Annotated in this window: 26 protein-coding genes; 8 read left to right on the top strand and 18 right to left on the bottom strand. The window is 52.8% G+C overall.

The genetic code is table 11. From position 1 onward, the window contains the following. Window positions 1-55: 55 nt before the first annotated feature. From J2X14_RS13390 to phoB, 7 genes are all read right to left on the bottom strand, one after another. Complete coding sequence (locus J2X14_RS13390) at window positions 56-3,685, bottom strand: RHS repeat protein (protein ID WP_352411690.1); 3,630 nt, start codon at window positions 3,683-3,685, stop codon at window positions 56-58. Window positions 3,686-3,826: 141 nt separating this feature from the next. Then, a complete protein-coding gene (locus J2X14_RS13385; RefSeq protein ID WP_352411689.1) occupies window positions 3,827-4,960 on the bottom strand; it encodes a hypothetical protein in 1,134 nt (377 codons plus the stop codon). A gap of 461 nt (window positions 4,961-5,421) precedes the next feature. Then, the gene (locus J2X14_RS13380) at window positions 5,422-5,793 is read right to left on the bottom strand and encodes a phage holin family protein (RefSeq protein ID WP_352411688.1); all 372 of its coding nucleotides are present in this window, start codon (window positions 5,791-5,793) and stop codon (window positions 5,422-5,424) included. A gap of 229 nt (window positions 5,794-6,022) precedes the next feature. Beyond that, window positions 6,023-6,829: a LysR family transcriptional regulator gene (locus J2X14_RS13375; protein WP_352411687.1), complete on the bottom strand. Its 807-nt coding sequence runs from the start codon at window positions 6,827-6,829 to the stop codon at window positions 6,023-6,025. Between the two features lie 365 nt (window positions 6,830-7,194). Then, the gene (locus J2X14_RS13370) at window positions 7,195-8,112 is read right to left on the bottom strand and encodes a PstS family phosphate ABC transporter substrate-binding protein (RefSeq protein WP_352411686.1); all 918 of its coding nucleotides are present in this window, start codon (window positions 8,110-8,112) and stop codon (window positions 7,195-7,197) included. Window positions 8,113-8,124: 12 nt separating this feature from the next. Beyond that, window positions 8,125-9,444 carry a phosphate regulon sensor histidine kinase PhoR gene (gene phoR / locus J2X14_RS13365; RefSeq protein ID WP_352411685.1) on the bottom strand — a complete coding sequence of 440 codons (1,320 nt, stop codon included), beginning with the start codon at window positions 9,442-9,444 and terminating at the stop codon, window positions 8,125-8,127. 14 nt (window positions 9,445-9,458) lie between these two features. Next, window positions 9,459-10,148 (bottom strand): phosphate response regulator transcription factor PhoB, encoded by a 690-nt coding sequence (gene phoB, locus J2X14_RS13360; protein ID WP_085067747.1) that lies wholly within the window; start codon window positions 10,146-10,148, stop codon window positions 9,459-9,461. 237 nt (window positions 10,149-10,385) lie between these two features. Between phoB and sbcD the strand changes: the two genes are divergently transcribed. The 3 genes from sbcD to J2X14_RS13345 all read left to right on the top strand — a co-directional run bounded on the left by sbcD (window position 10,386) and on the right by J2X14_RS13345 (window position 15,734). Continuing rightward, on the top strand, window positions 10,386-11,615 hold the full coding sequence (sbcD, locus tag J2X14_RS13355) for an exonuclease subunit SbcD (RefSeq protein ID WP_352411684.1): 1,230 nt from the start codon (window positions 10,386-10,388) through the stop codon (window positions 11,613-11,615). Then, entirely contained in the window at window positions 11,612-15,286 is a 3,675-nt protein-coding gene (locus tag J2X14_RS13350; RefSeq protein WP_352411683.1) for an AAA family ATPase, read from the top strand. Before sbcD ends, J2X14_RS13350 begins: the two co-directional genes overlap by 4 nt. Window positions 15,287-15,356: 70 nt before the next feature. After that, window positions 15,357-15,734 (top strand): hypothetical protein, encoded by a 378-nt coding sequence (locus J2X14_RS13345; protein ID WP_352411682.1) that lies wholly within the window; start codon window positions 15,357-15,359, stop codon window positions 15,732-15,734. A 12-nt stretch (window positions 15,735-15,746) separates the two neighbouring features. Here the strand turns inward: J2X14_RS13345 and mak are convergent, their stop codons facing one another. Then, the gene (gene mak, locus J2X14_RS13340; protein ID WP_352411681.1) at window positions 15,747-16,655 is read right to left on the bottom strand and encodes a fructokinase; all 909 of its coding nucleotides are present in this window, start codon (window positions 16,653-16,655) and stop codon (window positions 15,747-15,749) included. 145 nt (window positions 16,656-16,800) lie between these two features. Between mak and rdgC the strand changes: the two genes are divergently transcribed. Then, entirely contained in the window at window positions 16,801-17,712 is a 912-nt protein-coding gene (rdgC, locus tag J2X14_RS13335; RefSeq protein WP_352411680.1) for a recombination-associated protein RdgC, read from the top strand. Between the two features lie 74 nt (window positions 17,713-17,786). Here the strand turns inward: rdgC and ppnP are convergent, their stop codons facing one another. The 4 genes from ppnP to aroL all read right to left on the bottom strand — a co-directional run bounded on the left by ppnP (window position 17,787) and on the right by aroL (window position 20,412). Then, window positions 17,787-18,071 (bottom strand): pyrimidine/purine nucleoside phosphorylase, encoded by a 285-nt coding sequence (ppnP, locus tag J2X14_RS13330; protein WP_352411679.1) that lies wholly within the window; start codon window positions 18,069-18,071, stop codon window positions 17,787-17,789. Between the two features lie 76 nt (window positions 18,072-18,147). Beyond that, window positions 18,148-18,822, bottom strand: a complete 675-nt coding sequence (locus J2X14_RS13325; protein ID WP_352411678.1) for an AroM family protein — start codon at window positions 18,820-18,822, stop codon at window positions 18,148-18,150. A gap of 700 nt (window positions 18,823-19,522) precedes the next feature. Continuing rightward, window positions 19,523-19,714 (bottom strand): YaiA family protein, encoded by a 192-nt coding sequence (locus tag J2X14_RS13320; RefSeq protein ID WP_352411677.1) that lies wholly within the window; start codon window positions 19,712-19,714, stop codon window positions 19,523-19,525. Window positions 19,715-19,887: 173 nt separating this feature from the next. Further along, window positions 19,888-20,412, bottom strand: coding sequence for a shikimate kinase AroL (aroL, locus tag J2X14_RS13315; protein ID WP_352411676.1), 525 nt, complete (start codon window positions 20,410-20,412; stop codon window positions 19,888-19,890). A 261-nt stretch (window positions 20,413-20,673) separates the two neighbouring features. Between aroL and J2X14_RS13310 the strand changes: the two genes are divergently transcribed. After that, window positions 20,674-21,411, top strand: a complete 738-nt coding sequence (locus J2X14_RS13310) for a DUF2076 domain-containing protein (protein ID WP_352411675.1) — start codon at window positions 20,674-20,676, stop codon at window positions 21,409-21,411. Between the two features lie 19 nt (window positions 21,412-21,430). Here J2X14_RS13310 and J2X14_RS13305 read toward each other — a convergent pair whose 3' ends face one another. Genes J2X14_RS13305 through J2X14_RS13295 form a run of 3 tightly spaced genes read right to left on the bottom strand, consistent with a single transcriptional unit; the run spans window position 21,431 to window position 22,885 of the window. Further along, on the bottom strand, window positions 21,431-21,901 hold the full coding sequence (locus J2X14_RS13305) for a YaiI/YqxD family protein (protein WP_352411674.1): 471 nt from the start codon (window positions 21,899-21,901) through the stop codon (window positions 21,431-21,433). Window positions 21,902-21,912: 11 nt separating this feature from the next. Further along, on the bottom strand, window positions 21,913-22,356 hold the full coding sequence (locus tag J2X14_RS13300) for a DUF421 domain-containing protein (protein WP_352411673.1): 444 nt from the start codon (window positions 22,354-22,356) through the stop codon (window positions 21,913-21,915). Window positions 22,357-22,366: 10 nt separating this feature from the next. Then, window positions 22,367-22,885: a hypothetical protein gene (locus J2X14_RS13295; protein ID WP_352411672.1), complete on the bottom strand. Its 519-nt coding sequence runs from the start codon at window positions 22,883-22,885 to the stop codon at window positions 22,367-22,369. Between the two features lie 105 nt (window positions 22,886-22,990). Between J2X14_RS13295 and proC the strand changes: the two genes are divergently transcribed. Continuing rightward, entirely contained in the window at window positions 22,991-23,803 is an 813-nt protein-coding gene (proC, locus tag J2X14_RS13290) for a pyrroline-5-carboxylate reductase (RefSeq protein WP_352411671.1), read from the top strand. A 37-nt stretch (window positions 23,804-23,840) separates the two neighbouring features. On the opposite strand, the gene iraP is transcribed toward proC, so the two are convergent. Beyond that, window positions 23,841-24,095, bottom strand: a complete 255-nt coding sequence (iraP, locus tag J2X14_RS13285; protein WP_352411670.1) for an anti-adapter protein IraP — start codon at window positions 24,093-24,095, stop codon at window positions 23,841-23,843. 508 nt (window positions 24,096-24,603) lie between these two features. Between iraP and J2X14_RS13280 the strand changes: the two genes are divergently transcribed. Next, window positions 24,604-24,780: a con-10 family general stress protein gene (locus tag J2X14_RS13280; RefSeq protein WP_352411669.1), complete on the top strand. Its 177-nt coding sequence runs from the start codon at window positions 24,604-24,606 to the stop codon at window positions 24,778-24,780. A 134-nt stretch (window positions 24,781-24,914) separates the two neighbouring features. Here the strand turns inward: J2X14_RS13280 and cspE are convergent, their stop codons facing one another. Then, window positions 24,915-25,127 carry a transcription antiterminator/RNA stability regulator CspE gene (gene cspE, locus J2X14_RS13275; RefSeq protein WP_103058889.1) on the bottom strand — a complete coding sequence of 71 codons (213 nt, stop codon included), beginning with the start codon at window positions 25,125-25,127 and terminating at the stop codon, window positions 24,915-24,917. Between the two features lie 392 nt (window positions 25,128-25,519). Between cspE and J2X14_RS13270 the strand changes: the two genes are divergently transcribed. Beyond that, entirely contained in the window at window positions 25,520-25,774 is a 255-nt protein-coding gene (locus J2X14_RS13270) for a biofilm development regulator YmgB/AriR family protein (RefSeq protein ID WP_352411668.1), read from the top strand. A gap of 35 nt (window positions 25,775-25,809) precedes the next feature. Here the strand turns inward: J2X14_RS13270 and J2X14_RS13265 are convergent, their stop codons facing one another. Beyond that, the gene (locus J2X14_RS13265; RefSeq protein ID WP_352411667.1) at window positions 25,810-26,361 is read right to left on the bottom strand and encodes a GNAT family N-acetyltransferase; all 552 of its coding nucleotides are present in this window, start codon (window positions 26,359-26,361) and stop codon (window positions 25,810-25,812) included. Window positions 26,362-26,518: the final 157 nt, after the last annotated feature.

Below are 26,518 nucleotides of genomic sequence, written 5' to 3'. Positions count from 1 at the left end.
TACCGGCAACGTCATTGACGTTGCACGGCTCAAATCAATACTCGTTCGTTATCCATCAACCCTGCTGGCTGACCAGGCGGTTCTGCGCATCATAGCGGTAAGTACATGCCCCAGCGTCTTGCGTAGCTACACCCGAAAGTCGGCCAAGCGCGTCATAGCGCAGCGTTCGTCCTGCCTCATCTTTTGTCATGCGCCCTTCTGCATCATATTCCAGCTGAATGGCGGCGGGATAACCGGCATGCGTATGGGTGACACCCGACAGCTGCGTCGGATCGTTAATATTGTTATAAAGGAAGGTGGCTGTATCGCTGCTACCATCAGCTAAAGTGGTGACAACCTGAGTTAGGTTATTCAGTGCGTCATAACGATACGTCTGGGCCGTCATGGCATAGCCGTATGCGTCTGTCGGCAATACGCTACCAAACGCGTAGTAACCGATAAGTCGGTTACGGCAGTCATATTGATATTGTTCCTCTTTCAATATCAGATCATTTTGCTGCGTAATACGTCCACTCAGCAGTCCATTTTTCAGCCAGCTTTGCGTAACAATCAGCGTAGTACCGGCGCTATCAACCAATGTACGTTTGACTTCACGATCTAAGTCATCATAAACCAGCATAGTGGTTAGCTTTGCGCCCGATACGTTGTCAGTGGACTCCATTTTTTGCAACCGCTGCAGCGCATCATAAGAGAGAACCACCGTCATATCACGGTCATTGACCCGCACAACCTGGCCATGTTCATTACGTTCATACTGCGAGCTGGCGCCGGTAATATCGGTATAAGAAACCGGTTCACCAGCCAGCGACCAGCCATATCCGGCCTGACGGGCATCCTTATCCTGAATAAATTGCTCTTCCAGCAGCATACCGGAGGGTGACCAACGATTATGGTTAACGACATCACCTTCTTTTGCCTGTAGCAGGCGGCCGGTTTTGGCATCGTAATCAAAAGATTGCGTAATGCCGTCAGCCGTTACGCTGCTGACAACCTGCCCGAGTTCAGGAAGGTAGCGGTAGGTTAACGTTTTTCCTGACGGCAGAGTAACGCTGGCAGGTTGCGTCATAACGCCGTCGTAACGGTAGGTGGTAACTCTTCCGCCGACGGTTTCCTGGGTGATGCGCCCTACACTGTCATACTCGCGCGTTCCCAGCTCCCAGGTCTGTTTTTTACCTGCGGCATTTTTGCCGGTTACACGAATGCAGGTGACTTCTTTACCGCTAAGATGCGGGGCGTATTCGCGCTCAATCAGAGTATTGTCCGGCAAAATACGTGTCAGCTCGCGTCCCCATGCGTCCCAGGTATAACGGGTGGTATTGCCCAGTTCATCAGTACTTTCCCTGAGCAATCCACGCCCGTCGTAACGGTGTTTACGCATACCCTGTTCAGTACCGCTGGCATCGTACAACCCTTCCTGCACCGGCAGCTTACTTTTACTGTCGAGTACCGTTACGCTTTTACCACTGGACAGTAAAACGCCATCTTTATCGCCCTGCGCATACTGCTGCTGAACCAGGGAGATCGGATCTTCACTTCGATGAGTACGGAGACCATCGGAAAAAGATTGCAGCGTCTGCACTCCCCAACCATCATAGGTCGCTTCCCCATCTACCTGATAATATTGGCTTCCTGTGGATTGGGTGGTAAGCCAGTCTTTCCCTGAACTATACTGACTCTCGCCCAGAGCGTTATAGCGGCAACTGTTTATTTCAAACCACTGACGGGTGGTATCCGTATCGAAAAACTGGTTCCCGATGCTACGACCCGCACTGTCAAAACATTTTTTCACCTGATTGCCTGACGCATCTTTTTCCGTGGTAATCGCTACCCCCTTCTCTACGCTATATTCCCATGACTTACTCTTTTCATAAGCGGAACCCACAGCGCAGGTAGCGGTTAATGGACGCCCGAGTCGATCGTAGGTAAAGGTGTTTTTTACGCCCTGCATATTTGTTTCGCTGAGCAACAGCCCGGAAAGCGCCGATTGCGTGCGATAGTAAGTGCCTGTGATACCGTCATGGCCGGTTACGGTGACACGTTGTTCAAGCATGCCGTCCCTGACGACGCTGTCAAAACGCTGCTGGCTGGTAAAGCAACGTCCCTGGTGATATTTGTCATCGGTAATGGCAGTGATACGACCGAACTCGCTGCTTGTGCTGTCGGTGTTATAGCTAACGCTCTGACGGGAAAGCAGTACGCCGTCGCTGAAATCAGCGCGGCTGCTTTGTACAATGCAATCCGTCTTACCCAGCGTAGCGTAGCGAAATTCCGTAACCTGAATCGGCGTATCGGCGTAGTCTGTTTGAGGCGGCGTGACCGTGGTACGTTTGATAAAGCGCACAAAACCATTAGGCTCCGGCGGGCAGTTAGCGCCGTCACCTGCGGCAGGATAAAACTCATATTCCGTTACGCTGCCATCGGGATTTTCCTGGCGTACCGGGTTGCCATGTTCATCGAACTCCGTCAGGGTTACTTCGCTACGGAACTGTTCCCCGACCGGTAGTGAAGTATCGGTCCAGGTCGCCGTTTGCCTGCGGGGCATTTGAAACTGCGGAGGCTGAGCATCAAAAGCTTTGCCTTTAACGGCATGGTATTCTGTCTCGGCGCTATAGCTACAGGTTGTACCATTACGGCGGGAAAGCTCTTTTGTTTGCAGGTGAAGGTTATTGTAGGTGCGAACCGTTGTGCTGAGTACCGTATTATTTTCATCCAGCGCAGTTTCGGTGCTGCTGTATTCATAATCACCCAATACGCCATAGAGAAAATCGGTATTTTTGTTCCAGCCCAAACGATTACTGCCACCATAGCCAAGGAAGTTTTTGTCAGAAAACTGGTAGCGCAGATTGCTAATCAGCGCGCCATCGCCGCCGATTTGGCGATAACTAATGACATAGGGCTGTTTTGTAGCCGGACCGCCAGCGGGGAATCGATGGCCGTTCTGGGAATAGGTCACCTGCTCAACCAGCCCGGTCGGCCCGGTCATCGCGGTTAAACGCCCAGAAGTATATTCCAGCTTCCAGTTTTGGGCAGGCGAAACCGATGCGTTAGTGACGGAGGTGAGGTAATTATTTTTCAACGACAACGTCACGCTATGCGCTTCTTTACTGTCAGGAAAAATATGGAAGGTAATCTGTGAGTTGTTACTATTACGGCTTACTTTCAGCAAAACAGAGGATTCATCTCTGACAGAAATCAGGCGCTTGCTGCTGCCGAAATTTTCCCACGCCAGTGCCATCTTGTGTCCGGCCGGAGAAAGGATAGTCTCCACTACTTTCATATCGCCCGCTTTACCCGGCGCCGTTAGAATTTCAGTAGTTCCATTTTTATAAAAAATATAATAACCATCATTGCGCTTTTCCACGCGAAAGTTGATTGGCGTGGCATGAAGAATATACAGTTTATTGCTGTTTTCAGTAACTTTATATTGTTCTCCGCTTGAGAGCTGGAGGGTTCTGGTGCTTTTGTTATAACTACTCAAGGGCATGGTGACGCCGATACCAAAACCACTATTTCCCGTTGATAATGGAGAATAGTTAAGTATCACCGGAATTTCCGGCCCCAGGCCAGCGTTACCGGCAAGCTGTGCAAGGGTAAAACGACAGCCATAAGCTCCGGTACGCGGATCAATTTCGCCAGTAAGGGCGCTAATAAAATTCTCGGACTGTGAGGTAAATTCCGTAGCCATAAAATATTCCTTTTTTAAAGCATCGTTAGTTAATATCCATGACGGATCAGCCAGGCAAAAAAATAATATCCAGTGCAAAATTTTCAGACAGCCCCTATTTAATGAAAATGGGGGCTGATGAAATAATGATTTATAATTTAATCAGGCGTCGTAAAACTTCCAGTCAGAGTTGATGTGATGATCGTTGTTCATGTCATAATAATTACCTATCACAGCAAAAAAACTTCCATTATTTCCATATTCATCAACAAAACTATATTTATTCTTGGTGATGTAATCATCCATGGATTTATCATCACACTCCCATGTTTGGCGGCGTGTCACGGCAAAACAAAATCTATTTTTCGTATTATAAACAGGAAAATAATCATTGTAACCACCAACCCCAAGCGTATAATACCCACTTACATTCTTACCGCTAAAATCATAAAATAAGTTTCTTGAATCACCGTCCTTAGATACATACCATGAAGAAAGATAATTACTCGTATACGCACGATCCTTGAAGCAGTGTTTCATAAGAGAGGAAAAATAAGCATCGTGCTTGTCACACGTACCTCCAAGGGAATGATTTACATCACAAGAAATTTTACTGAACGCAGCTGGAACTGTAACAGTCTCAACCGTTTTACTCATAAAATTAAGGCGGACCTCTTGGTTATTAAGCAGTGCGACAACTTTATAAATTTTACCAAACTCATGATAATCGTATTGCCCACCACGACGGTTAAAAACACTCTCCTCTATTAATTTAAGCGATCCTGTAGAAAACTTGTAATTAGCAGGTTTAACTGCATGGATAGTGACATAGCTGTCAAAACCATCATCACCGCGGGTATCAACTTCAAGCTGCTCAAGTTTAATTGATGCCGCCACATTTATTGTCGGACTAACATGGGCCTCTGGGCACGCAATATAATAAGGGATGACTATAGTACCATTATTGGAATAAACAGTAGATAAAGACGCCGCTACCGAGAAAGGTGTATATCCATTATCATTTTCAGTAAATGCCCACTTCTGATAAAAGGGGAGCAATAAAGGGATATTTACTAACGGCTCACCGGTTATGTAATCACAAAGGGTAATGCTATCTTTTATCTTTTTTAACTCATCGCCATCGAGAACAACAACATTATGGTTTGCATCAGCAAATTTGAGCGTAATGTATACCTGCACCTGTTGACGACCATTAGCATAGACCTTACCGGAGGAACCGCTTAACGTAGAAATGGTGAAGCGTGAAATATAATTAATATCGGAAACTTTATTCATAACATTCTTTCCTTGAGGTTAGATTTCTTCATTAAATATATATATGCATTTCACTGCACAAGAAGAACAATAATAAATAGATAAAATAAAAACAATAGAAATTCGGACATTCAAAAATCAATAAATTAAGTAAACGAAACAATAATTATTTAAAAAATAAAATCGACGATAAAAAGCAAAAAAAATCAACAATACTGCTAATAGCAGTGTAATTTTTCATCCAGGGGTAGCTAAAGGCCAGAATGGCACCAAAAAAAATCAAGAAAATATCTTCTGTCGGGAGCTAATAAACATCGATAATAAAATGACACTTAAACCTTTGAATAAAAATAAAAAATTCAGCAGTGTTTGAAATGTTTTACGTCAGCGGGAGAATATTCTTTCTGCTGTATAAATTAGGTTAATATTAAGCAGGCACAAAATGTAGCACAGGCAAAACCGAACCTTCACTGTTTGATAATTTAATCACCATCAGCTTTGGGATAGCGCAGCGCAAGCGCAGCGGTAATTTTACTCAGACGATCGGCACCGATAAAACCCAGCAGCGCGCCAAGTAGCACTTCCGAATTATTAGGCAGATGGAGCCACTCAAGCAAAGTGGAAACTGACAGAGCAAATATGCCGCATATCAGCGCATCGGTCAATGAACGAAGGCAAGGATACCTTTCGCGTAACTCCATCAGCCCGGCGATACAACACGCGCTAAGCCCCGCATAGATAGATGTCAGATGCTTGACTGCCCAGTTAGCGCCTTCGTTAATAATAGTAGATATAACTTCCATTTTTTGTATCTCCATTCCATAATTTATTAATTCCTTTTGTACCGATTTCATATTCCCAGAGCAATGCAATCAGAAGCTGATAAATTAAGCGCAACAGCGGGCCTGTCAAACTTCACGCGCTACGCTTTTACTTTACCCGCAAATCTTATACTCCCGGTTTTTTTCAGTATAACAAATCACTAAAAAAACAAAGCGAAATTAACCATCGTTTAAAGTTGCATACAAAACAATCCATATCCGAAACTACCATCCAGGAAGGATTAACCTTATTTAAAGAGCATCACTGATGCCTTTTCATTCTCTCATCTAAATTTGCGACCAGTTCAGCACTTCTTTTATGTGTACTCAAATTATTAGCGTAAATATATACGGGTTGGTGATAAGAGCGGAGCGTAAAATAGTCGCCATGAAGCTCTTTCAGATCATAATCATCAAGCACTTCCATGCTTTTCCCGGAGTAATACAGGGTGCGCCTCAGCTTGCCATTATCAATTTGCTTTAGTGTACTATTGAATCCCTCTGTTCTTAACTGCTGAAGTTCTCGTTGAAAATCCTTACTCAACAATACCTCTTTTCCTGCCACAATCTCCAGGTTAAGCGGCCTGGCGTCCAGCTGATGCAAACTGACCAGGTTGTAGCGGATATGCGTCTCATAAATTGAAAAGTGAAGCGGAGCAGAAATCTTATCGAAGCTAATAAAAAAGTCGTCATCATCCCGTATATAATCAGAACACTTAACTGATATTTGTGTAACGAAATCTTTGCAAACCTCATTAATTAAGTTAGTAATGCTATTAGTGTGAATATCTGGTGAGGAAATAGTTAACAATCGTGAGGATTTTCGCGGCGTAAAACTTTTTAACGCTAAATAGAGGGGTAAAACATCCTGATAAATCTTTTCTCCGGTAGGCGTGAGCGATATCTTGTTGCGTTCTATAATAACTAATTTTTCTCCAACCCAATCTTCAGTGTTTTTTAACATTCTGGATACAGGTGGCACTGTCAGACATAATTTATGCGCAGCTCCCTTCAGGTTTCTCTCTTGCGCTAACGTGATAAACACTTCCATCGCCTTTGATATAAACATAACCTCTCCCTATGTAATGCAGGCTTTAAATTATGTTTACTAGATAACATTTGATTATAGGCATGACCAGATACTGATAAGACTTTTCTTATTAGATACACAACAGATTTTATACTTTTTTGGTTTAAAGAAAAAGCAGCCTCAGCCGGGCTGTTACCATTTACTGACTTAAAGGCAAAATCATAAAAAACTAGCAACCTAATTTCTTTATTTTCTTTTAACGCTAATTGCCAGAAATAAGATTGCGAAACAAAATAACAACCGGGGTTAAGTAATAAACTACAAATAAACGTACAATTAACAATGTATGTATTTACTCACATCGGCAAGCCAGGATAATTCCTATTTTTGCACTATACACGCTTTTATAACCCCAGAAGCTTCTTCGCCTCGATTATCTGCTGCGCTGAAAGCGGCAGATAGCCCGCCTGGATCACCTGCGCCTGCCCCTGCGGGGAAAGCACATGACGTAAAAAGGCGGCGGTAAGTGGCTCGGGCGCGTTACCCGGCGGCTTGTTGATATAGATATAAAGCGGACGAGCGTAAGGGTATTGCCCGCTACGAATCGTGGTGGCATCCGGCATCACCGCCGCGCCCTCTTTCGCCAGCGCCAGCGTTTTCACGCCGCTGATGTGGAAGCCAAAACTGGCGTAGCCGATGGCGTTAAGGTTGCCAGCCACCGCCTGCACTACCGCCGTGGAACCGGGATACTCGCCAACGTCACGACGAAAATCGCCGCTGCACAGCGCCTGCTGTTTGAAAAACCCCCAGGTGCCGGAGGCGGAGTTGCGTCCCAGCCGCTGTAACGCGCGCTCATGCCAGCCCGGCTGGGTTAAGCCGAGGTCGCCCCAGGTTTGCGGTGAACGGGTCGCGCCGCAGCGCCGCGTTACGGAAAAAATGGCGTCCAGCTGCTGCGCGTTAAGCTGGGTCAGCGGATTATCCTGATTCACCACCACCACTAACGCATCCAGCGCCACCGGCACCGCCAGCGGCGGATAGCCGTAGCGCTGTTGGAAAAGCTGACGCTCCGAAGGCTGCATCGGTCGGCTCATGGCGCCCAACTGCGCCGCGCCCGCAGCCAGCGCGGTAGGCGCAGTGGAAGAGCCTGCGGCCTGCACCTGCACATTCACCCCCGGATACTGTAGGTTAAAACTTTCGCCCCATAGCGCCATTAAATTTCCCAGCGTGTCTGAACCGACGCTGCTGAGATTGCCCGCCAACAGCGTCGGCTTCGCCTGCAGCGCGCCGGAAAACAGCAGCAGCAGCACCATAATAATTTTCATACTTTGCATCCGTCAGACTTTACGCGCCGCATTGTCCGGCAGATGCTGGCTGACAATCAACCTTGTTGGCAGGATAAAGCTAAAGCAGGTCTCTTTATGCGGCTGACTGGTAATCATCAGACGTGTGCCGTGATGGCTCAGGGCATGTTTAACAATCGCCAGCCCCAGCCCGCTGCCGCCGGTTGCGCGCGATCGCGCTTTATCTACCCGATAAAAGCGTTCGGTCAGGCGCGGCAGATGCTCCTGCGCAATGCCCGGCCCGTTATCTTTCACCGCAAACAGCGCGCCCTGTTTGCAGAATTGCCAGCTCACCTCAAGGTGCGTGCCGTCCGGCGTATGGTTAACCGCGTTGTAAACCAGGTTAGAGATGGCGCTGCGTAGCTGCTCTTCGTTGCCGAAAACTTTTAGCTGCGCATCGGTATGAAAGGTAATCTGATGGCGGCCGTTACTCAGGGTTTCCGCTTCGCGCTGTAGCAGCCGTAACATCATCGGCACATCCACTTTCTCCGCCAGATCGATGGCGGGCGCGGCCTCGATACGCGACAGCGTCAGCAGTTGTTTAACCAGCCCGTCCATGCGTCGCGTCTGCTCCTGCATGGTTTGCAGCGCTTTTTCGCGTGTTTTACCCTCCAGCACCGCATCGCCCATCATTTCCAGATAGCCCTGCAACACCGTAAGCGGCGTGCGCAGCTCATGGCTGACATTGGCGAAAAAGTTGCGGCGCGCGCCCTCCAGCTGATGCATCTGCGTAACATCGCGTGCCACCAGCAGCCATTGGCCTTCGCTGTAAGGCATCACGCGAAATTCCATATGCAGCTGATTATTCATCACCAGCGTCAGCGGACGCACGAAATCCTGCTGGCGTAGATAGCGGGAAAATTCAGGATAGCGCAGCAGGTTAAGAATGTTTTGCCCATTGTCTTCCGGCCAGCGCAGGCCCAAATGCTGCTGCGCCAGGCCGTTACACCAGAAAATAGTGCCTTCATCGGTGGTCAGCACCACCGCATCAGGCAGCGATTCCGCCCCGCTGCGAAAGCGCTTGATCAGGTTTCCCAGTTCACGACGACGGCGACGGTTGCGTAGCTGCATCTGGTACAGCCCGTAAAACAGCGGCTCCCAGCTCCACTGGCCGGTGGGCGGCGTCATGGAGCGGTCGGTCCACAGCCAGTGCGACAGCCGCAGCAGGTTCCAGAAGTGCCAGCCCAGCAACAGCAGCACGGCAAACAGCAGAAACCAGGGCAAATAGCCGATAACCAGTCCGGCCAGCAGCGCAGGCAAGCAGACCAGCACCAGTTCCAGTAATAATCTCTTCCAGGAGAGGCGTTCCAGCACGAGGCAGACTCCGATCAGTAACGAGCGGAGAAACGATAACCCGTTCCACGTACGGTTTGCACCATGCGATCGTGACCGGTCAGCTCCAGCGCCTTACGCAGCCGTCGAATATGCACATCTACCGTGCGATCCTCAACGTAAACATTGGTGCCCCAGACATTGTTCAGCAGCTGTTCGCGACTGTAAACGCGCTCCGGGTGGGTCATAAAAAAGTGCAGCAGTTTATATTCCGTTGGCCCCATCTCCAGCGGCGTGGTATCAGACATCACACGATGCGAAGAGGGATCGAGGCTCAGGCCCTGAATTTCAATCACATCCTCTACCGCCATCGGCGAAATGCGACGCATTACCGCTTTAATCCGCGCCACCAACTCTTTCGGCGAAAACGGTTTGGTGATGTAATCATCCGCGCCCACTTCCAGCCCGCGAACGCGATCTTCTTCTTCACCGCGTGCGGTCAGCATCATCACCGGAATATCACGGGTCATCGCTTCGCGCTTAAGGTGTTTAATAAATTGAATGCCGCTGCCGCCGGGTAACATCCAGTCAAGCAGGATCAGGTCGGGCCAGGGTTCAATGAGCAGGTTGACGGCGCTATCATAATCATCCGCCTCGATAGGCTGATAATCATTCTGTTCCAGCACAAAACATAACATTTCCCTGATTGGGGCTTCATCTTCGACAACCAGAATGCGCTTAGCCATTATTGCTCCTGCGAATGTGACGCTTGGTCACGGGGGTTTGCGGCGTCATTATGCGTCAGTTTTATGACAGATTTATGAAAAATGCACGGGCTGCATGGCGCTTCAATAGCGCTTTTGTGAAGCAATCGGAAAGCATTTTTTTACCGCCCGTGCGCCGGTTTGCACAATCCGGTTCCCTTCTGCGGCTTAGCTCTGGTTATAATCGCCTCCGGCGTTCTGCTATTAGCTGGGAGTTCTATGCGCATTATTCACACTTCAGACTGGCACCTCGGTCAGTTTTTTTACACCCGCAGCCGTGCCGCTGAGCATCAGGCTTTTTTTCACTGGCTGATTGCGCAGGTTGAAGCGCATCAGGTGGATGCGGTGATTGTCGCTGGCGATATTTTTGATACCGGCTCGCCGCCGAGCTATGCGCGTGAACTCTATAACCGTTTTGTGGTGGATCTGCATCGCACCGGCTGCCAGCTGATTGTGCTGGGCGGCAACCACGATTCCGTCGCCACCCTCAATGAATCACGCGAGCTGCTGGCCTGTCTGAATACCCAGGTGATTGCCGCCGCCAGCGCCGATCCGGCAGAACAGGTTTTAACCTTAATGACTCGCCAGGGCGAACCGGGCGCGGTGCTGTGCGCCATCCCCTTCCTGCGCCCACGCGATATCATGCGCAGCCAGGCGGGCCAGTCCGGCGAGCAAAAGCAGATCAGCCTGCTGAACGCCATTACGCAGCACTATCAGCGCAGCTACCAGCATGCGCGCACGCTGAGCCAGCAGGCGGAAAAACCGCTGCCGGTGATCGCTACCGGCCATCTCACCACCGTGGGCGTCACGAAAAGCGAAGCGGTACGCGATATCTATATCGGCACGCTGGACGCCTTTCCGGCGCAGGCTTTTCCCGCCGCCGACTATATCGCCCTTGGTCATATACATCGTCCACAGCGCATCGCCGGAAGCGAGCATATTCGCTATAGCGGCTCGCCGCTGCCGCTCAGCTTTGATGAGCTGGGCAGTGAGAAAAGCGTATTTTTGGTGAGCTTCGCCGACGGCAAACTGGAAAGTGTGGAACCGCTGCCGGTACCCGGCTTTCAGCCGATGCAAACCATCAAGGGCACGCTGGCGGAGATCGAACAGCAGCTGCAAGCTTTTGTCGGGGCGACGCCGCCGCATCCGGTGTGGCTGGATATTGAAATCACCACCCAGGAATATTTGCATAACATGCAGCAGCATATCCAGGCGCTAACCGAAGGGTTGCCGGTGGAGGTGCTGCTGATGCGCCGCAGCCGCGAGCAGCGAGAGCGGGCGCTGGCGCGTCTGCAAAACGAAACGCTCAGCGAGCTGAAAGTTGAAGAGGTGTTTGAGCGACGGTTGGAGCAGGAAGAAGAGACGGACGAGGCGCGACGCGCGCGTATGCGCCAGCTGTTCAGCGGCACGCTGGAGGCGCTGTATCAGGGCGAGGAGAGCCAGTCATGAAAATTTTGTCCCTGCGGTTTAAAAACATCAATTCGCTCAAGGGCGAATGGAAAATTGATTTCACCCGCGAACCTTTTGCCAGCAGCGGGCTGTTTGCCATTACCGGCCCGACCGGCGCCGGTAAAACCACCCTGCTGGATGCGATTTGCCTTGCGCTCTACCATGAAACCTCACGCCTGGGGAAAATCTCCCAGTCACAAAATGAGCTGATCACCCGCGATACCGCCGAATGCCTCGCTGAAGTCGAATTTGAGGTTAAAGGAGAGGCCTGGCGCGCCTTCTGGAGCCAGAACCGGGCGCGCGGCGCGGTGGATGGCAATTTACAGGCGCCGCGCGTAGAGCTGGCGCGCTGTGCGGATAACGTCATCGTCGCCGACAAAGTGAAAGACAAGCTGGAGATGATTGCGCAGCTGACCGGCCTCGATTTTGCCCGTTTTACCAAATCAATGATGCTGTCGCAGGGGCAGTTCGCCGCCTTTCTGAACGCGGACGCCAACGATCGCGCCGAGCTGCTGGAGGAATTAACCGGCACGGAGATTTATGGCCAGCTTTCAGCGCGTATTTATGAGCAGCATAAACAGGCGCGCACGGCGCTGGAGCAGCTGCGGGCGCGTGCCGCCGGGATGGCGCTGCTGGATGCCGCAACCCGCCAGCAGCTGGAACAAGAGGTGGATATGCTGGCGCAGCAGGAAAAACAGCTGCATCAGCAGCTTAACCGTCTGCGTCAGCAGCAGCAGTGGCTGGGTCAACAGCAGCGTCTGGAGCAGGAGAAGAACCAGGCGCGCAATGCGCAGCAGCAGGCCGAAAACCACTGGCAGCAGGCAGAGGCGGAGCGCCAAAAACTGGCGCGGGCAGAACCGGCAGAAAAGCTACGTCCGCTCTGGCAGCAGCGCCAGCAGCTACAGCAGGATCTGCAACAGCTTAACCAACAGCTTGCCCAGCTTTCCGCCTCACTTCAGCAAGCAAGTGAGCAGTTACAAACCTTGCAGCGCGAGCAGCAACAGGCACAACAGGCGCACCAGCAGGTAACGACCCAATGGCGTCAGCAGGAAAACCTGATTAACGAGCAGGTGATCCCGCTTGACCATCAAATCGAGACGCTGGCGCAGCAGGTCACGCTGCAACAGCAAACCATAGAAGAAAGCCAGCAGGCGCTGGCGCAGCGCCAACAGCGTCAGCAGCAGCTGAGCAATGAGCATCAAACGCTGCATACGCAGCAGCAGCAGGAACAGCAGTGGCGTCACGCGCATGCGCAGGTGGCGAACTGGGGCGACCTGCTCGGCGGCTGGCGTGAGCGTTTGCAGCAGCAGCGGCAAACACAGGAGAACCTCAACGCGTTGCAGGCCCGACAACGCCAGCATCAGCAACAGTGCGACGAACAGCAGCAGCAGCTTAGTCAGCTGATGACGCAGGCCGTCCCGCTGGAAAACGAACTGGAACAGGCGCGCCAACAGGTGCAGCAAGCGGAGCAGGCGCTCACTTTGCTTCAGCAGCAGCCGGAAAACAGGCTACGTCTTCAGCTGGAACAGCTACAGCAGCAGCGCCCGCTGCGCCAGCAGTTAGCCATCGCCTCCTCTACGCTGCGCCCGCTCAGCCAGCGTTATGCTCAGCAGCAGCAGGAGCTGCAGACGCTGGAAACGCAGATTCAGCAGCAAACGCAGCAGCTGACGGAGCAGCGCCAGGCGTGGAAAGAGAAGCATCAGCATCGCGTTGACCTGGAAAAGCGTCTGGAGCTGGAACAGCGTATTGTCAGCCTGGAGCAGGAACGCGCCCGGCTGGTCGCGGGTGAACCCTGTGCGCTGTGCGGCGCTACCGAGCACCCAGCGGTGGAGCATTACCAGGCGCTGACCTTAACGGAAAATCAGCAGCGCCTGGAAGCGGTGCGCCAGCAGGAAGAGCAGCTAAAAATTGCTGGCGTGACCTGCGGCGAGCAGCTCAAAGCGCTGCAAAGTCAGCAAGCGCGCCTGAGCCAGCAGCAGCAGACGCTTAACGGCGAGCTGTCGCGTCAGCAGGATGAGTGGCAAACGCTGCTGGCAGCGGCAAACCTGACGCTGACGCTGGACGATGAGGCGGGTCTTCGCGCCTGGATCGATCAGCAGGAGCAGCAGGAAAAAATGCTCCAGCAGCAACAGCAACAGCAGGAGCAGGCGGCGCGCAAAGTACAACAGGCAAAAGAGGCGCTGGCGGCCTGTCAGCAGCGCTGGCAGCAACAGCAGCAGGCGCGCCAGCTGGCGGAACAGCAGCTGGGCTATAGCCAGCAGCAGCAGCAGGAAGCGACGCAGCAACATCAGCAGCTGGTGACGCAGCAGCAAACGTTCATGGCAACGCTGACGCAGGAACTGGCGCAGCATCAGCTCACGCTGCCGGAACCGCAGGCGCAGCAGGACTGGCTGGAAGCGCGTCAGAACGAATGGCGGCGCTGGCAGAAAAGCGAGCAGGTGCTTACCGACACAGCAACGCGCCTCGCCGCCTGCGATACCGCCCTGAACGCGCTCAACGAGGAGCTGGCACAGCTGGCGCAGCAGCAGCAGCGAACGGCAACCCTGATGCAATCACAGCAGCAGCAGCTGACCACATTGCGCCAGCAGCGGCATCATCTGCTGGGCGACAGCGCGATTGTCGAGGTGCGCCAACAGTGGCAACAGCGCCTGACGCAGGCGGAAAACGCTGTGCGCGAGCAGCAACAGCGCTGGCAGCAGAGCCAGGATCGGGTAAATAATCTGACCGGACAGCATAATTCGCTGGTTCAACAGCTGGCAGCCACGCAGAAACGCTACGATGACCAGCTGATGCAGTTTAATCAGGCGCTGGCTGCGAGCCAGTTTAGCAATGAGGACGCTTTCCGCGCCGCGCTGCTGGATGAGCAGGAGGCGCTGGCGCTGCGTGAGCGCTGTCAGCAGCTGGAGACGCAGCGTCAACAGGCCGCCACGCTGGCGTTACGTGCCGCACAGAGCCTGGCGCAGCATGAGCAGGAACGCCCGGAAGATTTAACGGGCACGCTAACGGAACTGGAAACGGCGCTGGAAGCGCAGCAACAGCGGTTACATGACAATGTGCGTCAGCAAGGGCAGCTTCGCCAGCAGCTGGAGAGCGATAGCGCCCAGCGTCAGCAGCAGCAGAGTTTGCTTCAGCAGATCGAGGAAAATGCGCAGCAGGTAGAGGACTGGGGCTATCTTAACCAGCTGATCGGCTCCAGCAGCGGCGATAAATTCCGTCGCTTTGCCCAGGGGCTCACGCTTGATCATCTGGTCTGGCTGGCGAATCAGCAGCTCGATCGGCTGCATGGCCGCTATCTGTTGCAGCGTAAATCCAGCGATACGCTGGAATTGCAGGTAATGGATACCTGGCAGGCTGATGCGAAGCGGGATACACGCACGCTGTCGGGCGGCGAAAGCTTCCTGGTAAGCCTGGCGCTGGCGCTGGCGCTCTCCGATCTGGTCAGTCATAAAACCCGTATTGAATCGCTGTTCCTTGATGAAGGGTTCGGCACGCTGGATGCGGATACGCTGGATACTGCGCTGGACGCGCTGGACGCGTTAAACGCCAGCGGTAAAACCATTGGCGTCATCAGCCATGTCGACGCGATGAAAGAGCGCATTCCGGTACAGATAAAGGTGCGCAAAGTTAACGGCCTCGGCTACAGCCGCCTGGAGCGGCAATTTTCAGTGTGATGCGTCTGTTGCCGACCCGGCGCGCATGATACCGTGCGCGCCGCAACCAGAGGTTCTGTAAGGAAAAAGTATGTGGTTTTTTCGTCTTGTCCCGCTGCTGGCGCTGCTGGCGTTGAGCGGGTGTCAGCGCGCCCATCCGCCTGCTTCCACCGCCACGCAGCCTGACTTTGCGGCGCACTGTAGCGCTGCGGAGAAAGCGCGCTGCGCGTGGGTAAATGAAATAGCGTGGCGCGTAACCGGCCACTTTGATCGTGCGGATCGTTATCGGGGCCAGCGCTGCGATGTAACGATCGGTTACGATCCGCGGCGCGGTTATCAGGTGCTGCGCACTGAAGGCGATGAGGCGCTCTGCCTGAAAGCCTGGCAGGTAGTCAGCAACACCCAACAGCTGCCGCCACCGCCAGCAGGCGCGCCGCCACACATTATGGTCACGTTCCGTCCCGGCTAAGCGCCCTTGCGATCAGGCCAGCGGCCACAGCCAGGCGGCACCGCGTACGCCGCTGGAATCGCCGTGCTGCGCTTTAACCACCGGCGTTGCGCATTCGTGACCAAATACCCAGGGTTTGATTAATGTCGGCAGCGTCTGATAAAGGCGCTCGACATTGCTCATGCCGCCGCCCAACACGATTATGTCGGGATCGAGCAGGTTCACCACCTGCGCCAGCGATTTAGCCAGCCGCAGCTCATAGCGGCTCATGGCCAGTTCAGCCACCGGATCCTGCTGCGCCAGCAGCGCGCCAATCTCGGCGCCGCTCAGGCTTTTCCCGCTCAGGCGTTGGTAATCGGTGGCGAAACCGGTGCCGGAAACAAAGGTTTCGATACAGCCCTTCTGGCCGCAGTAACAAGGCACCTCTTCACGATAGCGCAGCTCATCATCATCCATCCACGGCAAGGGATTGTGGCCCCACTCTCCGCCATTGCCGTTGCCGCCTGCGTGGGGTACGCCGTTGATGGCGATGCCCGCGCCCGAACCGGTGCCGATAATGACGGCGAAAACCAACGCCCTGCCCGCTGCCGCACCGTCCACCGCCTCCGAGACCGCCAGGCAGTTGGCGTCGTTGGCGATACGCACTTCACGCGCCAGCAGACGCGCCAGATCGCGATCCAGCGGCTGACCGTTCAGCCAGGTGGAGTTGGCATTCTTTACTCGCTGGCTGTAAGGCGAAAGCGTACCGGGAATACCCAGCCCGACGCTGCCGCGCTGGCCGGTTTTTTCTTCCGCCATCGCCACAAGATCGACAATTGCCTGCAGGGTTTGCGCATAGTCATTGCGCGGGGTAGGAACGCGATGGCGAAACAACGTTTCACCGCCATCAGAGAGGGCAATCACTTCCGTTTTGGTACCGCCTAAGTCAATGCCAATGCGCACGGGGTAATCCTCTTTTTTTATCGGAGTGAGGATTACATTAGAAGCCAGCGCCAGGAAAGGCAATGACCCGCCGCCGATGTTTCGCTATCATGCGCGCACCGTTTATGACCTGTAAATTTATACACATCCGGCAAAGGAAAAACCTATGTTGTGGTTTAAAAACTTGATGATTTATCGTCTGAATCGAGACATTCCGCTGTCCGCAGACGACCTGGAAAAACAACTCGCGGCGTTTTCCTTTTCCCCGTGCGGCAGTCAGGATATGGCGAAAACCGGCTGGGTTTCGCCGATGGGTTCGCGTAGTGAAGCGCTGACGCATGTTAATAATGGACAAATCCTGATTTGTGCTCGCAAGGAAGAGAAGATCCTGCCCTCTCCGGTAATCAAACAGGCGCTGGAAGCCAAAATTGAGAAGCTGGAAGCGGAGCAGCAGCGCAAGCTGAAAAAAACCGAAAAAGATTCGCTGAAAGATGAGGTGCTGCACAGTCTGCTGCCGCGCGCCTTTAGCCGTTTCAGCCAGACTTATCTCTGGATCGACAGCGTGAACAATCTGATTATGGTGGACTGCGCCAGCGCGAAAAAAGCGGAAGATACGCTGGCGCTGCTGCGTAAAAGCATTGGTTCGCTGCCGGTGGTGCCGCTGACGCTGGAAAACCCGATTGAACTGACGTTAACCGAATGGGTACGTTCCGGCGAGCTGCCGGCAGGCTTTGCGCTGATGGATGAAGCGGAATTAAAAGCCATTCTGGAAGATGGCGGCGTTATCCGTTGTAAAAAGCAGGATCTGGTTTGCGATGAGATTGCCAACCATATTGAAGCGGGCAAGCTGGTGACCAAACTGGCGCTGGACTGGCAGGAACGTATTCAGCTGGTGCTGGCGGACGATGGTTCCCTGAAGCGCCTGAAGTTTGCCGATACGCTACGTGAGCAAAACGATGATATCGATCGGGAAGATTTCGCGCTGCGTTTCGATGCGGACTTTATCCTGATGACCAGCGAACTGGCCGCGTTGGTCACGAACCTGACCGAAGCGTTAGGCGGCGAAGCGCAGCGTTAATGCGCAACGCGGGAGGTTCGCCATGATCTCCCGCACGTTAGCTGAGGTGCGCCGCCTGCGGCGCACTTTTACTGTTACAGATAACGGCAGAGATAGGAGGTCGGCTCCGCCACCTGAAGATGAAACTCGCTGTGGCCGGGAACGTGAAAGACGCCGCCCGCTTCATAAATTTTCCACTCGGTTTCGCCGGGCAACAGCACGTTTAATGCGCCGCTGATCACCGTCATCTCCTCTGGCTGGCCGGTTCCGAAGGCATATTCACCTTCCACCATCACCCCAACGCTGGCGCGTCCGGTACTGGCGCTGGTAAAACCGATCGACTTCACTTTTCCTTCAAAGTACTCGCTTACGTTCAGCATACATATCCCTCCGAAACCCATAGATGAATCGGCAGTGTAGGGGCCAAATGCGTGTTTTGTCACCTGAAATTGTGGATTATGCCAGCAGCTCGGCCGCCATTTTCACTACCAGCCGCCAGGAGAGCAGCACCGGTATCCCCAGCAACTGTTGCAGCAGATCGCAGTGGCGCGGGTGAAACCCTGGACTATCCAGCACCAGCACATCCGCCCCCTGCTCCAACAGCAGTAGTCCGGCATCAATTAACGTTTGATTATCGCCCGGCAACGGATCGGCAACGGCAAACAAGGCGGGCTTGTTCAGGCCGCGCCACTTTCCTGCCTGCTGGCGCAGCAGATCTTCCGCCAACACCACGATGCCCGCCTGTTGATCACCCACGATGACCTTGATTAACGGCGGAATCAGGCGGTCAGGATCCAGCAGCACCGCGCTGCGCGCCTGTAGCTCACATGCTTCACAGCCCAGCAGCAGCATCGTTTCAACGCCGCGCGTTTCCAGCTGATCGATCAGTTGCTGAAGCCCGAGCTCAACGCGGCTGGTCGCCAGCAGCAACTCGGCACCATCGGCTAACCGTACCCTTTGCGCCCTTTCACCGTGTTGAGGAGCATATTTTTCTTGAATGTCGGCGTGGGAAAGCCCGTCCAGCAGGCTAACCGGCTGCAGTTGTTCTGCAGGCAGGGATTCCAGTAACAGCGGCGTAATATCATAGCCCGGTGAGCATGCAATGGTGAGTATGACCAGTGTCTGTTTCATGTTTGTTTCTTCAGTACGCATAAATTGCCGGGCCGATCGCGGCCAGCGCTTGCACAGATATTTCTGGCTGCGCCTTTTATCGGCAACAAAGTGAAAATGCCGCCCCGGCAATATTTCCATTGTTGATTTTAATTATTTCCACGCAGCCAAAAACCGCTTTTTTAAAAAGGGTATTTAACCTGGTAAGGATAATATTTACGGGACGTTAAAAACGTTACGCTGAGATTCTAACTTCATCAGGTTTATTAACCCACGTCATCCTGATGCAATAAACTATCACGCCGTTAAACCACCGTTGAGCGTATTGATATTATCTTTACATAACAAGCGTTTAAAAACCATCCGCGCATCCAGCAATAAGGTGGCGAAAAAGCGCCTGTTTCTGCTAAAAGCACGGTTATACCGCTATTTACTGAACAATAATTCAGCGCTTCGCCTGGCGCATTAGGTGCGGAAAAGTAAAATATCAGGCATCTTCTATCAAGCCCTAAGCGATATTTTAAGAAAACCCGTTCACTTGTCAAACAGCCGAAACCTTTTTTATCAAATAGCCTTTAATCGGGCAACGTCTTTAATAAAAAGAGATTAGTAAATTAACCGCAGGGATAAATAGAATAATTAACACGTTCTGGTTAAATAAACAGCTTATTGTTGGCAGGCGGTCTGGCAGGGCGTTTACAGGCATCCATGCCTGTGTGGATTACTCTTTATCGCTATTTTCGTAACGTTCTTTCGCATCCAGCGCTTCCTGTTCGCTTTCATGCTCGCTAATTAGCGAATTTGGCTTAGGGTGATCGGCGCGGAGTTCATAGCGCGTTACGCTTTGTCCTGCTGCGCCTTTATCAACCTGCACAACCCGCGCTTCACGTGGATAAGGTGGTCTTGTTGGCATTTTTCTTCCCTCTTATAGTGAAAGTATTTTCCGCAACGTCGGCGCAGAACCTTCGCTGTTGCGCACGTAACAGTAAGTATAGACAATCACACCAGCGCAGCAGGCAAACAGAAAAGAAAGGTAACAAAAACAGGCAGATTAATATCAGTCGCCCCGCAGGCGGGGCGTCGCGACTAGCTGGCGTGCGCCAGCGACAGGGCGCTCAGGATTTGCGCAACAATCAGCTGCGGCACCTGCATCGCATCAATCATATGATGGGCGGTTTGCTGATAAAGGCTGGCGCGCTCGTCAAGCACCTCCGCCACTTCTTCAGTAATCGAACGGCCGGTCAGGGTGGGACGCTGCGACGTTTGCGGATAGTGCGCCAGACGTGCCGCCAGCACCGTTGCGCTGGCCTGTAGCCAGATAACCTGACCACGCTCCTGCATAAAGCGACGATTGGTTTCCGCCAGCACCATGCCGCCGCCGGTAGCGATAATGGTTTCCGGCGCGGTGACGGCGCTGAGCGCCTCGCTTTCATGGCGACGGAATCCTTCCCACCCTTCAGCGGCAACAATCTCCGCTACCGTTTTGCCCGTGCTGTGCTGTAAATAATGGTCGGTATCACGGAAAGCGTAACCCAGCCCCTGCGCCAGTAATTCTCCCACCGTGGTTTTACCGCAACCGCGCGCGCCGATCAGAAAAATGGGTAACGACATGACAAGCTGTCCTCCGCCATTACTGCGTGCCGCCGCAGCTGGCCATCAATTTATGCATGGCGGGCATCATACCGAGAAAAAATATCACGAGCCAGCTGTAACGTTGTTTTTACGCCGCGGAAAGTTGATTACCCACTGGCGGCGCTCTGTTCAGTTAAAGACCCGGCGTCACTGTTGGCAATATTTACTTACGCAGTGCGGATTTACTTTCGCCCGGCAGCAACCAGAATAAAGAGATAACGCGGGTTTAAGGAGGTTTCCATGCAGAGTGAAGAACAACGTCTAATCGAAAGTCTGTTTAGTCGACTAAAACAGGCTGAAAGCCAGTCTGCGCCACGCGATGCGGCGGCAGAGCGCCTGATCGAACAGCAGCTGCGTCAGCAGCCCGCTGCGCCCTACTACATGGCGCAGGCGATCCTGATTCAGGAAGCGGCGATGAAAAAACTCAGCGCCCAGGTGAGCGAGCTGCAGAACCAGCTAGCGCAGGCGCAACAGCAGCTTTCCCAGACGCAGCAACAACCGGCGCGGCAAAGCAGCGGCGGCTTTCTTTCAGGCCTGTTCGGCGGCGGGCAGCGTCATTCCGCGCCGCAGCAGCCGGTATGGAATAGCGCGCAGCAGCAGCCTTACGCGCAACCGCCCGCTAGCGCCGCGCAGCAACCTTACGCCCAGCAACCGTATGCGGCGGCACGCGGCGGCAGCGGTTTCCTTGGCGGCGCGCTGCAAACGGCGGTCGGGGTAGCCGGTGGCGTGGTGATGGCGGATATGCTGACCAGCATGTTCCACCATTCCCAACCGGAAGAGATTGTTAACATTATTAACGAACCCGCCCTGCCCGATGCGCAGCCGCTGGATACCAGCCTGGATACCTTCAACGGCGGCGATGACCGCGCGTTTTTACAGGATGCCAGCTGGCAGCAGGATGATAACGCCGATATTGGCAGCGATGATTTTGGCGACTTCGGCAATGACGATTTTAACGATGACGATGGCTTTGTCTGAGTCACGGTTGCGCAACGCGTTATTTTGGCTGCTCGCGGCTGCGGCGCTGTTGTAGCAGCAGCCATTTATCCAGCTCGGCGGCGAACTGCTGTCGGTCGCGCTGATTGAGCGTCGCCGGTCCGCCGGTCTGTACGCCGCTGGCGCGCAGCGTATCCATAAAATCGCGCATCGTCAGGCGTTCACGAATGGTGGCCTCGCTGTAGCGCTCGCCGCGAGGATTAAGCGCCGCTGCGCCTTTTGCCAGCACTTCTGCCGCCAGCGGAATATCGGCGGTGATCACCAGATCCTGCTGGCCTACGCGCTGTACGATTTCATTATCGGCCACGTCAAAACCGGCTGCGACGCGCAGCGTACGAATAAAACGTGAAGGCGGCACGCTAAGCGACTGGTTAGCCACCAAGATCAGCTCGATCTGGCTACGCTCTGCGGCGCGGTAAAGCACCTCTTTTATGACTTTTGGACACGCATCGGCATCCACCCAAATTGGCATCGGCTTTCCCGTTAAGAGTGAGGAATAATGCTGATTTTGCCGTTCTTCTCCAGAATGGCAAACTTTATCTGATCGAGACGCTCCAGCCCCTGCGTGCTGCGCGCCGACGCCAGAATATCTTCTGCGGTAATGCCCGCCTTTTTGGCGCGGTGACTTAACAGCTTGCCATCCTCCACCAAAATCAGCGATGCGCCGTCAATCAGCAATTCCAGGCGGGGAAACCAGCCTTTAAAGACGCCCAGCAAAATATCCATCACGATTAAGGTGGTAATCGTCAGCGCCGCGCCGGTAACGGAGAAATCATTGCCCAACAGCGCCTGCTGGGTCGCTTCGCTGATAATCAACAGCAGAATAAAGTCAAAACTGGTCATCTCCAGCAGCGTGCGGCGCCCGGCAATTTTCAGCATCACCATTAAAATAAAATACATACTTATCGCGCGTAATACCGTTTCCATATCCCTTCCCCTATGGATAAACCCATTGTGTAAACTGCACCTGCGCGCCTTCGCTGTCAGCGATGGTAAAGTGATATTTCCCCGGCGACTGCGGCTGGCCGCCGAGCCAAACGGAGGCGCCATGGTTGAGGCTTTGCGTTTGATACCAGAGCGTCAGGGAACGGTCACGGCTTTCCGCCCGCAGCGGCGGCGGCTGTAGGGTTTGCAGCTGGAAATTATCGACGCCGTCCCCGCTGAGGGTAATGCTGTACAGCCTGTCTCGCTGTGGATGCAGGCGAATGGTCATCGCCATATCACTTTGCTGGCGCGCAAAACGTTCATATTCAACCCGCAACTCGCCATGCGTTGAGGCAATTTCCCGATCGCTAAGAAAGCCTTTGGAAAACAGACCGCAGGCTCCGCCGATAACCAGAGCCAGCAGTAGCGCATACCCTATGTATTGCATACGCCATTCGATGTGCTGCCAGCGCATATTTTCCTGCACCGGATAATGCCGATCTCTGTTTTCATCTTGCTGAAATTTTTCCATTTTCTTCTCCTTGCGCCCTGGCTGAAGTGTAGCTGAAGCTGGATAAAGCGGCAGAATGACGTAAGCTGGTGCGAAACGAAAAATGGCGACGCAGAAGGAAAGAGTATGCTGGAGAAAAAAATAGGCTTCATTGGCTGCGGGAATATGTCCAAAGCGATAATTGGCGGACTAATAGCAGGTGGCCAGGTTGATGCGGCGAAAATCTGGGTTTATGACCATAAAGCTGAAACCAACCAGGCGATGGCGCAGCAGTACGGCATTACGCCTGCGCAGAGCGCTGAAGAGGTCGCGCGCGAAGCGGATATTTTATTCGGCGCGGTAAAGCCCAATGCCATCCTGAAAGTGCTGAAAGAGGTGGCTGGCGCGCTGAATAAAGAGACGCTGGTGGTTTCTATCGCCGCAGGCGTAACGCTGGATGCGTTAGCGATGGCGCTGGGACACGATCGCAAAATCGTGCGCGTGATGCCAAATACGCCTGCGTTGGTTAATGAAGGCATGACGTCCGTTACGCCAAATCCACTGGTTACAGCGGAAGAGACGCAAGAAGTGCTGACGATTTTCAACAGCTTTGGCAAAGCCGCCGTGGTGCCGGAATATTTGATTCATGCGGTCGTGGGCGTGAGCGGCTCGGCGCCTGCCTACGTATTTATGTTTATTGAAGCGATGGCGGATGCCGCCGTGCTGGGCGGTATGCCGCGCGCGCAGGCCTATGAGTTTGCCGCGCAGGCGGTAAAAGGGGCCGCGCAGATGGTGCTGGAAACCGGGAAGCATCCAGGTGAACTGAAAGATATGGTGTGTTCACCGGGCGGCACCACCATCGAGGCGGTTAAAGTGCTGGAAGAGAAAGGACTGCGCTCGGGCGTTATCGCCGCGATGGAAGCCTGTATGGCGCGCTCAGAAGCATTAAGTAAAAGTTAATACAGGTAGCCACATCGCAGCACGATGTGGCTAAACATTAATAGCGGGGATGATTAAGCAGCTTGTCGATATAGGCATGCAACAAAGAGGCATCGTCGGCGCTGGCGCCATCCGAGGCGGTGGTTAACGCCTCGCAAATTCCCCGGTTTATCTCCTGACGCTGTTCATCCTCAAGTTTACGCAGCAGCGCCGTGACCACGATCTCCAGCGCTTCCACCTGGGCAACCAGCTCTTTAGATTCTGCTTCTTTTTCCGCTAACTTAACCAGTAATTCCGCAATGAGCAGTTTCATCACACTATCCCAGTAACAAGGTAAACGCAGACACTATCACTACAGTTAACAAAACAACAGCAGATAGTGCTGATATTTTTAACTATTTATCAAATAACTCGGTTAAAAACGCCTGTTTTTTGTGCAGGGAATAGATTAACGTGGCTATCGTTGTGCTGGCGTTATTATCAGCGCATGTAAACAAGCGCAGCGAAATAAGTGCGCACTCCGTTAAGATTCATCCTGGATCTATAAGAAAAAGCGTTGACCGGATATTTTTTTAATTTACTTAGCCATCAAAGATTTATATCAGTAACGGATCAGCGGCCATATATAAATATCAATAATAACAAACATTTAAATAAGCGAAACCGTAAAATTTGCCCAGTGGCAATATTAAACCGCCCATCTACAATTCATATAGCTACAACGTAGGATATGAATTAGCCGAATAATAACTGCATTATCCGGATAATAAGACATATTCCAAAATGCTTACCAAAACTGGAAAAATAATCAGGAGACGATTATGGCAGACAAACGTGGTGGTTCAGGCAATTTCGCAAACGATCGGGAAAAAGCGTCTGAAGCTGGCAAGAAAGGCGGTCAGCAGAGCAGCGGCGGTAACTTCAAAAACGATCCCGAAAAAGCGTCCGAAGCGGGTAAAAAAGGCGGACAAAACAGCCATAGCGGCCGTAAGTCCTGATCCATTTTCATTGCCACAACGTCTACTGTGGTAATTAACCCGGCCCTGAACAGCGTGTCTGTTCGGGGTTATTTTTCTGGAAAAAAGATAATAAAAAACCCGCCATTAAGGCGGGTTTTTTGAATTCTGTCAGCTTAGCGTACGTTTACGTTAGCAGCAGCTGGGCCTTTCGGGCCGTTTTCGATGGTGAACTCAACGTTCTGACCTTCTTCCAGCGTTTTGAAACCCTGGTTCTGGATTGCAGAGAAGTGTACGAACACGTCTTTGCTGCCGTCAGCCGGAGAAATAAAGCCGAAACCTTTCTCAGCGTTGAACCATTTTACTAAACCAGTCAGTTTTGCAGACATTTGTCTTTCCTTCATTCGATATTAACGCCCTGAGGGCAACAGGTCGGTGTACAGATGTTATGGGGCACTCAGGAAGGCGATACTGAAGAAGGGATATCAGAGATAACTCTTACACTGCAGACTGCTTTACTAAAACTGCTCGCATACCCGGTTCTGTTTTAACAAACCGACGGTGCATTAACGCATAATCGAACAGGTAATGCAAGCAGGATTTTAACCAGCGCTAAAAATATTTCAGATTGTTACTGACTTTTCCTCCACGCGCTTCTATGTTTAAAAAATAGCCGATTTTATCGGCAGCGGCGACGCTTCATTATTTGCCCGATGCGGGCAGGCTTTCATCTATCGCTCTGCGTTAGCGCGGATCGATGCTGCGTTTTTGGAGGTTGAGAATGCGAACACAATCCACCAGCGCTGGCCGGGCAATAACCGACTATTTCAATAGCCCGGCGTGGCACGCCCCAAAAGAAGCGGAGCTGTTAGCGATTATCATGACCGAACTGATGCAGGCTGGCCAACCCACTACCGATAAAGCGCTGATAGCGAGTGTGATTAAAAAGCTGGATTTGGAAAAAGATGAAAGTGTGCTGCAAAGCTATCGCAATGTGCTGGCGCAGCTGATGAGCGGCACCGCCGACCTCCCCTAGTCGCTGGCGTATTAATGAGAATCCTTCGGCAACGGTTAATAACGCGTCCGGCTGAACCAGAGATACCAGTAAAGGGCGGTTTCCGCCGGATGCGCATGCAGCGCCCGATAGAGCTGGCGATCGATGCCGCCCAGTTCAAAACCCATTTTTTCATACAGCAGGCAGGCAGCCACATTGGTATTTTGCGTTTCCAGCGTCACGCCCGCCAGCTGTTGTCCCTGCGCCCAGCTGATGGCCCGCTGCAATAGCGCGCAGCCGCAGCCGCTACGCCGAAAAGCGGCGTCAACGGCGAGATCGTCAACCAGCGCCAGGCCATTCCAGTTACGGCTTACCGCCAGATAACCCGCAGGCTGCCCTGCCGCCAACGCGATATACAGCGCGCCGTCGCGGTTGTTAAGCAAACCGCTGAACTGCTGTGGATTATTGAAATAATTTTTTTCGCGTGGCGCGACGTTATAAAGCCCATCACGCACCGGACGATCGAACACCGCCTCCAGCTCCTGGGTAACGGTAAAGCGATAGTCCAGCGACTGTAACGCCGTCAGCAAATCGGCCGTGGCCTCGATCACCTCAATATTATTTTGCATGTTCCCTGCTCCCACGATTGCCATTACTTCAACGGTTACACACCGTTTTTTTCAAGCGTAGCCGATCGTGAACGCACTGCATCCTGCGGTAAAAGAGAGGCAAAAAAAATCCCGCACGCGACGGGATGAATAAGACGAGCATTGCAGTGTTATATGA

Origin of the sequence: Mixta sp. BE291 (genome assembly GCF_031457955.1) — a bacterium.
Taxonomy (GTDB): Bacteria; Pseudomonadota; Gammaproteobacteria; order Enterobacterales; family Enterobacteriaceae; genus Mixta.
This window is presented reverse-complemented; position numbering and strand designations above follow the sequence as displayed.

Coding starts and splice junctions, on each gene's coding strand:
- J2X14_RS13350 (WP_352411683.1), top strand. CDS start 11,612: ATGAAAATTTTGTCCCTGCGGTTTAAAAACATCAATTCGCTCAAGGGC.
- J2X14_RS13265 (WP_352411667.1), bottom strand. CDS start 26,361: ATGCAAAATAATATTGAGGTGATCGAGGCCACGGCCGATTTGCTGACG.
- rdgC (WP_352411680.1), top strand. CDS start 16,801: ATGTTGTGGTTTAAAAACTTGATGATTTATCGTCTGAATCGAGACATT.
- aroL (WP_352411676.1), bottom strand. CDS start 20,412: ATGTCGTTACCCATTTTTCTGATCGGCGCGCGCGGTTGCGGTAAAACC.
- J2X14_RS13270 (WP_352411668.1), top strand. CDS start 25,520: ATGCGAACACAATCCACCAGCGCTGGCCGGGCAATAACCGACTATTTC.
- J2X14_RS13380 (WP_352411688.1), bottom strand. CDS start 5,793: ATGAAATCGGTACAAAAGGAATTAATAAATTATGGAATGGAGATACAA.
- J2X14_RS13325 (WP_352411678.1), bottom strand. CDS start 18,822: ATGAAACAGACACTGGTCATACTCACCATTGCATGCTCACCGGGCTAT.
- iraP (WP_352411670.1), bottom strand. CDS start 24,095: ATGAAACTGCTCATTGCGGAATTACTGGTTAAGTTAGCGGAAAAAGAA.
- J2X14_RS13345 (WP_352411682.1), top strand. CDS start 15,357: ATGTGGTTTTTTCGTCTTGTCCCGCTGCTGGCGCTGCTGGCGTTGAGC.
- J2X14_RS13385 (WP_352411689.1), bottom strand. CDS start 4,960: ATGAATAAAGTTTCCGATATTAATTATATTTCACGCTTCACCATTTCT.
- ppnP (WP_352411679.1), bottom strand. CDS start 18,071: ATGCTGAACGTAAGCGAGTACTTTGAAGGAAAAGTGAAGTCGATCGGT.
- J2X14_RS13310 (WP_352411675.1), top strand. CDS start 20,674: ATGCAGAGTGAAGAACAACGTCTAATCGAAAGTCTGTTTAGTCGACTA.
- J2X14_RS13280 (WP_352411669.1), top strand. CDS start 24,604: ATGGCAGACAAACGTGGTGGTTCAGGCAATTTCGCAAACGATCGGGAA.
- proC (WP_352411671.1), top strand. CDS start 22,991: ATGCTGGAGAAAAAAATAGGCTTCATTGGCTGCGGGAATATGTCCAAA.
- J2X14_RS13370 (WP_352411686.1), bottom strand. CDS start 8,112: ATGAAAATTATTATGGTGCTGCTGCTGCTGTTTTCCGGCGCGCTGCAG.
- J2X14_RS13375 (WP_352411687.1), bottom strand. CDS start 6,829: ATGTTTATATCAAAGGCGATGGAAGTGTTTATCACGTTAGCGCAAGAG.
- J2X14_RS13305 (WP_352411674.1), bottom strand. CDS start 21,901: ATGCCAATTTGGGTGGATGCCGATGCGTGTCCAAAAGTCATAAAAGAG.
- sbcD (WP_352411684.1), top strand. CDS start 10,386: ATGCGCATTATTCACACTTCAGACTGGCACCTCGGTCAGTTTTTTTAC.
- phoB (WP_085067747.1), bottom strand. CDS start 10,148: ATGGCTAAGCGCATTCTGGTTGTCGAAGATGAAGCCCCAATCAGGGAA.
- J2X14_RS13300 (WP_352411673.1), bottom strand. CDS start 22,356: ATGGAAACGGTATTACGCGCGATAAGTATGTATTTTATTTTAATGGTG.
- J2X14_RS13320 (WP_352411677.1), bottom strand. CDS start 19,714: ATGCCAACAAGACCACCTTATCCACGTGAAGCGCGGGTTGTGCAGGTT.
- J2X14_RS13295 (WP_352411672.1), bottom strand. CDS start 22,885: ATGGAAAAATTTCAGCAAGATGAAAACAGAGATCGGCATTATCCGGTG.
- cspE (WP_103058889.1), bottom strand. CDS start 25,127: ATGTCTGCAAAACTGACTGGTTTAGTAAAATGGTTCAACGCTGAGAAA.
- J2X14_RS13390 (WP_352411690.1), bottom strand. CDS start 3,685: ATGGCTACGGAATTTACCTCACAGTCCGAGAATTTTATTAGCGCCCTT.